The organism is Legionella sp. km772, assembly GCF_003989735.1.
Taxonomy (GTDB): domain Bacteria; phylum Pseudomonadota; class Gammaproteobacteria; order Legionellales; family Legionellaceae; genus Legionella.
Map to the genome: position 1 here is coordinate 1 of NZ_RZGQ01000127.1, position 7,941 is coordinate 7,941.

Below are 7,941 nucleotides of genomic sequence, written 5' to 3' on the forward strand. Positions count from 1 at the left end.
TTTGATTTTTTTGATGCAGTGTAATAATTTCGCTTTTTGGTCATTCTATTCCCCTCTTATATTAGAAGAATAGCTCTTAAAAATACCTTTTTTTCGTCTAAAAATCCGCGCCTATATCAAATAGCCATTATCATTAACAATTAATAAAGGATCTTTAAATATTGCCCGCAGATTTTTAAGCGAGGTACTCATGGCTGGTTGACTAATAAAAACTTTATCTGCCGCGGCACTCACTCCTCGTTCGGTTAAAAGTGCGTGCAAATGGAGCAATAAATTCAAATTTATTTTTTTAAAATTTGTCATTTAATTGAGTCGCATCCTTTTATATTATCTTAGTATAAAATAATTTTTTATCCTGGCCCGCAGCCCTATTAAATTCTTCGTCCTCTTTTTTATTTTATAGGTTCGCTTATACTCAATTTAATTTGTTTAAAATAAAAGTCTATGGAGACAAAACGTACTATACAACAAACTTTCTTCGCGATAGGCCTCTATGCCCTCTTATCTTGGCCCCTATTCGAAGATGGCAATAAAAAACAACAATTTAATGGCCAATATATTAAACTAATGCTGCAGAATTATTGTGAATTCATAATGAGAGAGAAATTCGGGGATCACCAACTAGCTCCCTTCGAGATAAGGGAAAATAAAAGCCCTGCTAAGACTCAAGAAGCCTATTTAAGAAGTATAAGCGTGCTCTACGTCATAAAAAGCAAAGATTCCGCCCCCACCTCTACGTCGTGTACTGCAAGCGTTTTTTTAAATGATAATCTAGACCAAATCCCGGCAAATACTAAAATTACGATTAAAATGACAGGCTTTAACCAGCAAGACAGCACCCAGACATACACCACCATTAAGGAATTAAGCTTTAAAGAACTTAATATAAAATACCCCACCGCAATCGGTGCGACCGTAGTTTTGTATAATAAACGTCTCAGTATGATGGATATTTTTTCTTTGTGGTTGGAGCAATATGGTTGGAAGAGTAAACATCCACTACCTCAATAACGGTTATTCAACTCTCTTGCACTAAGTTACAAAACATATTCATCATTGAAAGTTGCTCAACATTGCGGGGACCAGACTGCAACAACGCCGGAGAATAAACAATAATTGCCATACATTGCGCTCTTGATATGGCCACATTAAGGCGATTTTTGTCAAACAAAAAATTTAAGCCCCGCGGTGACTCATGAGCGCTGCTTGCACACATAGTTAGAAAAACAATAGGCGCTTCCTGCCCTTGAAATTTGTCCACACTGCCAACCCTAGCTTGGGCTCCAAGAGCAGTTTTTAATTTATTGACTTGATAATTATAAGGAGCAACAAAAAGAATATCCTCCCAAGAAATAGATCTTTGCTTCCCCTCCTTATCAGTAAAACTTCTGCCCAATAATTCATGAGTTAACATAACAATTTGCTCCACCTCTTCATCACTCGCTTGCGTATTGCCTTCATGCGCTACAGGTACAGCAATAATGCCAGCCTCCTTATTTAATACACCATGATACCCAGGAGGAACCTTTATTAATTGCCTATCGTTCTGCGGAGCGGCTTCCAGTTTGCCCTCATAAACAGCCTCACTGATAAATTGGTTGACTGCCGAATGCATACGGTAGGTAGTCCCCAAAAAAACTCCCATAAAAGCAGGTATAGTAGGTGTAGAATGCAGCAAATAATCCAGAATCGATAAACCACTATCCTCTGGATGGCTTCCTTGCGAAGGTTGACCCAATTGCATTTGATCGCCCATTAAAATGAGATTGGAAGTTGACCGACTGATGGCAATTAAATTAGCAAGGCTAACTTGTCCGGCTTCATCAATAAATAAATAGTCAAAGGCCTTTTCAAGATCCTCCCTGGCAAAGCCCCAAGCGGTAGCTCCTACAACACTGCCTGCTTGTAAAAAGCCCGCAATATTTTTATTTTCCAGCACAGAGATTTTCAAATGGTCAATGGTTTCTTCAGTAGTACGTGTACAAGCAAAAGATCCTGAAATTCCTTCTTCCTGGCAATATTTGGCCGTGTTAATTAATAAGTTATTTATGGCTTTATGACTATTAGAAGAGATCCCTACTTTTTTACCTCGCTTCACTAATTCGGCAATTAAATGTTTCCCTGTATAAGTCTTTCCTGCTCCCGGGGGTCCTTGGATGGTTAGATAGCTATTATCCAGATTAATAACCGCCTGAATCATTTCATCCAAGCGTTGTTGCGGATCTTGACTGGGAGCAATTGCCTGACCGGAAGTATAACCTTTGATCCTGGGGATTGATTTACCCAAAAAATCAATGATTGCGGTTTGCTCAAGGCTTCCCTTTAGGTAGGCTTCAGCTTGCTTCCTAATGGCATTAGGAATTGGGTCAGGATCAACGTATTCATTAGGAATCAGTGTAAGAGGACTCTCAACTTCCTCTTTTATTTTCAGCGCAATGATCCCATGCTCCAAATCACTGCCCTCGGCATGAAAAGCCGCTTTTATAGTTTTACCCTCTGTTGTTTCCTTACCTAACAAATAATAGTCTGTTGCATTGCCCTTAAATTCCTGATCCGGATCAAAGGAATATTCATACACTAAATTTCGGGCTTTAGGGCTTGGCTTATAAGGTTTTTTTTCAGTTCTATAACAAAAAGCCAGGCAATCAATATCCTCGAGTAATTCCTCATGGCTTAAACCTAATCTATCGAATAAACGCCAAAAAACCGGTTTTGATTCACGCCGATGAAAGTCAATTGACCAAGCCATCACCGTGTTAATTCTTGCTAATTTCCCCTCGCCTGCATCGTTTAATCGTGATGCTCGTGCCAGCAGGTTATCGCGTAGTTTAATACTGTCGTTAATTTCTTCTTTAATCTCGGGTTCAACTAATTCCGTTTTACCAAGGAAACCGATGCCGCTGGCTCGCTGCCTATCTCTTAACCAGACGGCTAATTCCTGGGTAGAATTACAGTCATCAATGTTATACGAACGGATATCATTTAATATTTTTGAAGTTTGCCACACCTCGCCGTCAGGATTTTCTCGCCACCGCTCGTAAACAACAACTGAATCACTTCCAGAACCAACTTCCGTATCCCTTTTACCGCGATATAAATGTTCAACATTTTTAATCGAATAACGCGGCTCCCCTATTAATAAAGCAGCTTTTACGATTTTATATAAATCAACAAAGACTTCATTACGGAGCAATTGGTCCACTTCATATTCATACAAGCCATACCGGCCCATGAGTTTTCGACAAGCGCTAATTTCATAGCTGGCATAATGATAAATGTGCATGGTGGGATCTTGTTGCCAACGCTGGTACACCCATTCAATGAATGCTTTGAAACTCTCTTTTTCTTGCTCGTGGTTATGTGCCCAAAAATCTCGGTATTGTCGCTGGTTATTCTCGTCAAAATAAGCGATACCCCAAAGATATTCTAGTCCCCCCTCTTCCAGGGGAAATCCTTCAATGTCAAAAAAAATATCATTTTTAGAGGATGGAGGTAATAACGCTAAACCTTGTTTTGTGCCCTCGACTTTTTGAATTAGTAGGTAGGCAGGTATTTCTTCTCCCATACTGTCTTTTTGAATTTTAGCTTGCGCTTTCAGCCGCTCCAATAACTCAGGCTTTATGCCCTTTACGTTGGTGAACTGGGCTTTCGCTAAAGCCGCCATCGTGTTAATGCCGGCTTTATTTAATTTCTTAATTTGTCCTGAAGTAATGTTTGCAACCTGAATTAAGTGGTCCACTTCTATTAGCAACCTTTCGGCATAGGCACTCCATCTTCCCCAATTTTTTGATGAAGCAGGATCGGGAAGTTGAGTGGGCTCAAATTGTTGATGTTCTGCCAAAAATTTATATTTCAAATTCTGGTAGAAATAAAAATAATCATTAATTCTGAACCGCTTTTGTTCTTTGGTGCCAAGGATTATAGTGATATGCTCAGCACTATTATGTTGTAGTGCCGCAAGCATTTCAGCATAACAACATAATTGCACCAAAAAATGGGTTTTAACCGATTTGGCTAACTTGCTATCCCAAATTTCATAACAATAATCCCCAAAAATGCTCCTCCCTTCTACTTTTACCAAAAAATCGGCATAGCCTTTAAACGGTGGCAATTCCAAATGACCTTGATAGATAATATCCACTCCTTTTTGCATTGCCTCTAAGGTAGCTCGATAGGAATCGCTTCGTTGATGTAGATTAGCTACTCTTAGCCCGCAAGTCGCAAAGTGTGCCAAAATTTCTGACTCATGCTGATTTCCCATATCATGCAAGACATCAAGTAATTCATCTTTTTTATCAGGCGCAGGCAACAAGTGAGGGTGGGTTAGAGCCAAATGCTCCATCCAAGAGGCAAAAGGACTATCCATAAATTGGGTCAGATCGGAGGGTGAAAATATTAGTTGGTCGGATTCGAGATGCATTTAAGTTTTACCTCGGGAAAACAAGTATGATTCAACAGGTGTTTATGTAGTGAGTGTAGCAAAAATAAATATCCTCGAGGGCTATCTAGTCATCCGACCATGGCAAACGCATCTAAAGAGTGCACAGTTAAGTCTGCTATATTATTTACCTACCGCGCTTTAATCTTAAGAGAGATCCACGCGGATTTAGTCTATATCCCTTGTTCCAGTTGAGTATAAGACTTTTCTCAAGCGCATACTCGACATGCTGTTAAAAAAATTCTACTCATTATTCTTTATAATAAATAATTCTCTTCATTCCCACCTAAAAGCTTAACGAAACAAGCTAGCTTGAGCTAAATGCTTTAATGTCCTGCTATAGTGTTATAGTGCTATGCCCATTATCTGCTGCTAGCATGGGATTGGAAGTCCTCATTTCAACAGTACCATCAATACTCACTAAAGAAGGCCGTGCACCAAGAGATAAACGGGCTAAAGTGCCTGAACTGAGCCGCTCGTTTTTGTTGTCGGCTATAAAATCAGGTTGGATGCGTTTTAACCAGCGCATGAGTAATAAAATAGCAGCAAGCCCGGTGCTGAGGGCAAATCCTGTCGCCACGCCATCGATTCCCATATTAGTTTTAAGTCCCAAAGCCCCAGACATGGCGATACCCAAGGCAATACATCCCATAGAAATTGCGGTAGCATGCTTATCATCACCTAATACTCGCAGCTGTTGCAACAAAACAAAGCGTGCGGCATCGAAGGCATCCCCCATAAACATAATTGGCGCTAAAGACTGAAGAATGGGATTAAGCGTCTTACTGTTTTCGGCGGCAGACTTGGATAATAGGGAAGGATAGGCGGATAAAGCAACAAAAACCGGAAGGATCCCAATCATTAAAGACAAGAGCCCCATTTTGCCGGCCATGCTGGCATTTTCAAATTGAGCTTCTCCAATTTGTCGGTTTATTTCCTGAGCACAAGTCTGGCCAAAAGCAATTTGTAATAAAAATGAAAACAAAGAAAATTGCATAATCGAGGAAAAAGCTGCTTGTTGTTCAACACCGATCATCCCTGCAAAAATATTAATCATCAGGCTTAAGGTGGTTTCAACGGACATATTCGCCGCAATGGAGCCCGTATAAGCGGTAATTTCCTTTAATTGTGCTAGGTAGGGCGTCCAAGACTTATAAAGATGTAAAAATGGATAGGGTTTTAATTCAGGGGAGCAGTGGATATAGACTAAATACTCCGCCGCGGTAACCCAAGGATCAAGTACGCATCCAATCAAAAGACCTGAAACGCCCATTTTAGGTGCTCCTAATTTCCCAAAAGCGAGCACGGACCCTATGGTCATGCCTAAAGTCAAATTAACAAGGCTTAAGATCATTGCCGGCTTTGTTTTTTCAAAAGCAAAAAGGATATTATCGGCGCTGAATCGAACCAACATGGCAGGAACAGCTAAGGCATAGTATTTGACAAAAAAAGAAGCGATGTCTGCCACCGCTTCATCTTGATTAAATCCGTAGATGAATAAGGGCTTAGAATTCACCATCGTTGTAATCATCAGCAACGACATTGGCAAAGAAAGAATTAAGCTATTGCCAAAAGCGGCAGCCAAATGTTCGCTTTTTGCTTGCAGGATCTCTGCAGCAGCGCCATTTTTCTGTGCCTCACGGAATTCGCCCAACTCTTTACCCGCAACTAAGGCCATTGCAAGTGCCGGGCTTGCCCCAACACAGACAAGGGAATTAAGTAAAGAGGTAATTAGAGTGATTGCCGCTAAATGCTCTTCATCCACATTAAGTTGACTTAACAAATAGACCAACATCGCCATTTGCATACTAAACGAATAAGAAGCAGCAGTTTCCAGAGAAAGGCGGGATAATTTTTCTATGGCCTGCCAGTGAGTCATTTTTGTATCTTTTGAGCCCAGCTCTTCTTGGCTTGCCTGTTCAATATCCAGCTCATTAATCATAGAAGCCCCCTTAAAGATTTAAATAAGTACAAAATTATAACACAAAAAGTCTATTTTGTACTTTTTTAAATAATTTTAGAGCTGTTCACAGTATCTGTTTTCGAGCTCCATGCTAACTTTTAAGCATTAAAAAACTAGTTCTCCATGGAATGTTTCTGGTTTAAGCAAGCCTCGCCCCTTGGCGGCCATAGACTAAGCTCAATAATACACCACTTCTTCCATATGAATTGAACAAATACATCCAGGGGAACTGCTAGAGTCGTCGGTTCAAAGATTAACAATCTTTGCGTCTATGATCGAACAATACCTTTGGGTGAAGTTTTAGTCTACAAACTTCCTGATTAAAGTACATTTACGAAAAAAATGAGCTCCTAAAAACATTAAAAATAATTGAGCTAAACTGTCTGCCTGTTCTCCAATTAAGAAGCCATTACCATCACAAATTTCATGGAGCTTCTTTACCGGCACTTCGAGTACCGAAGCAAGCCTATTAATATCCATATCGCTATATTTTGTTAGAACATCTATTAAAATTTTCTGTTTATTTCCTTTACTACAAAAATCAATTTTAACCAATGACTCTGGGAACTCTAATGTGCAACTCATCCATCTACTCCTAAATTTAACTCTATTTTGACGGCTCTTTCTTGCGCTAGTACCAATCTCTTACTGCTAAGACTTTGGTTAAACCGCGTGAGAATAACTATATGATATTTTGGAGAAATTGATTTAGCTGAAAGTTACTATTTACAAACGGATAATTATAAGAGATTATTAAAGTTTTTTATCTGTAGTCTGCCAAAGTTTACACAATTTTTTATCTTATCCTACGTGCAAAGACGTTAGAAAAGCCTGAAAATAAATAACCTAAAGTAAACATAGTCGGTACACCCACTATGGCCCAATACCAGATATAATTTTTTTCTTCACCAAAACTGTATAAAAAAGTATAGCCGACTATTAGGCTAGCAAAGATACTGACCAATGCGCCTAACTTGGATAGTCTTTTGAAATAAAAAATAGCAATGACAGAAAAATAAATGCTGGACATTTGCATTATAGCCAAAACTGCGGCATGTAAGACATTCGCTATATTGTTCAACGCTATATAGTAATTGATAACTCCTAATATAATCCAAACAACATAATTAATTTCAGGAGAATCATTATCTTGCTTTTGTAAAAATCCTGAAGTGATTATTCCAAGCATTGAGCTCCAGACCCCACAGATTGTGGTGGTAGCAATATAAAAAAAAGTAATGATATAAAATGTATTTAATTTTAAAGGCGCAAAGGTAGTAAGTATCATGGGAAAAGCCGTTTCAGGCTGCTCTAGAAACACACCATACTTTCTCAAAAGTACAGCGGAAAGTATCATTGCGGAATAGAAAGTAAACAAAAGTAGTGATGAATAAATAGAAGCTCTGTATGCAGTTGCTACACAGGGTCACCTCATGAAAAATTTTGAGATAAGATAGTGGTTAAAATAGAATCATCCCATCCAGCATTTTTTCTGAGCCGCTTAATAGATTGCCTTTTCATCTGATTTTTAGTTAATTGA

General features: G+C 39.1%; 5 protein-coding genes and 1 pseudogene. 1 reads left to right on the forward strand and 5 read right to left on the reverse strand.

The genetic code is table 11. The features are described from left to right. Positions 1-114: 114 nt before the first annotated feature. Positions 115-303 (reverse strand): annotated as a pseudogene (locus ELY15_RS11550) (LysR family transcriptional regulator); the annotation flags it as partial. Positions 304-444: 141 nt separating this feature from the next. Between ELY15_RS11550 and ELY15_RS11555 the strand changes: the two are divergent. Further along, the gene (locus tag ELY15_RS11555) at positions 445-1,011 is read left to right on the forward strand and encodes a hypothetical protein (RefSeq protein WP_127100171.1); all 567 of its coding nucleotides are present in this window, start codon (positions 445-447) and stop codon (positions 1,009-1,011) included. A gap of 7 nt (positions 1,012-1,018) precedes the next feature. Here ELY15_RS11555 and ELY15_RS11560 read toward each other — a convergent pair whose 3' ends face one another. From ELY15_RS11560 to ELY15_RS11575, 4 genes are all read right to left on the reverse strand, one after another. Next, entirely contained in the window at positions 1,019-4,420 is a 3,402-nt protein-coding gene (locus tag ELY15_RS11560) for a TM0106 family RecB-like putative nuclease (protein WP_127100173.1), read from the reverse strand. Positions 4,421-4,775: 355 nt separating this feature from the next. Continuing rightward, positions 4,776-6,380 carry an MATE family efflux transporter gene (locus tag ELY15_RS11565; protein WP_127100175.1) on the reverse strand — a complete coding sequence of 535 codons (1,605 nt, stop codon included), beginning with the start codon at positions 6,378-6,380 and terminating at the stop codon, positions 4,776-4,778. 321 nt (positions 6,381-6,701) lie between these two features. Next, on the reverse strand, positions 6,702-6,986 hold the full coding sequence (locus ELY15_RS11570) for a hypothetical protein (RefSeq protein ID WP_127100177.1): 285 nt from the start codon (positions 6,984-6,986) through the stop codon (positions 6,702-6,704). A gap of 211 nt (positions 6,987-7,197) precedes the next feature. Beyond that, positions 7,198-7,590 (reverse strand): hypothetical protein, encoded by a 393-nt coding sequence (locus ELY15_RS11575; protein WP_127100179.1) that lies wholly within the window; start codon positions 7,588-7,590, stop codon positions 7,198-7,200. Between the last annotated feature and the right edge of the window lie 351 nt (positions 7,591-7,941).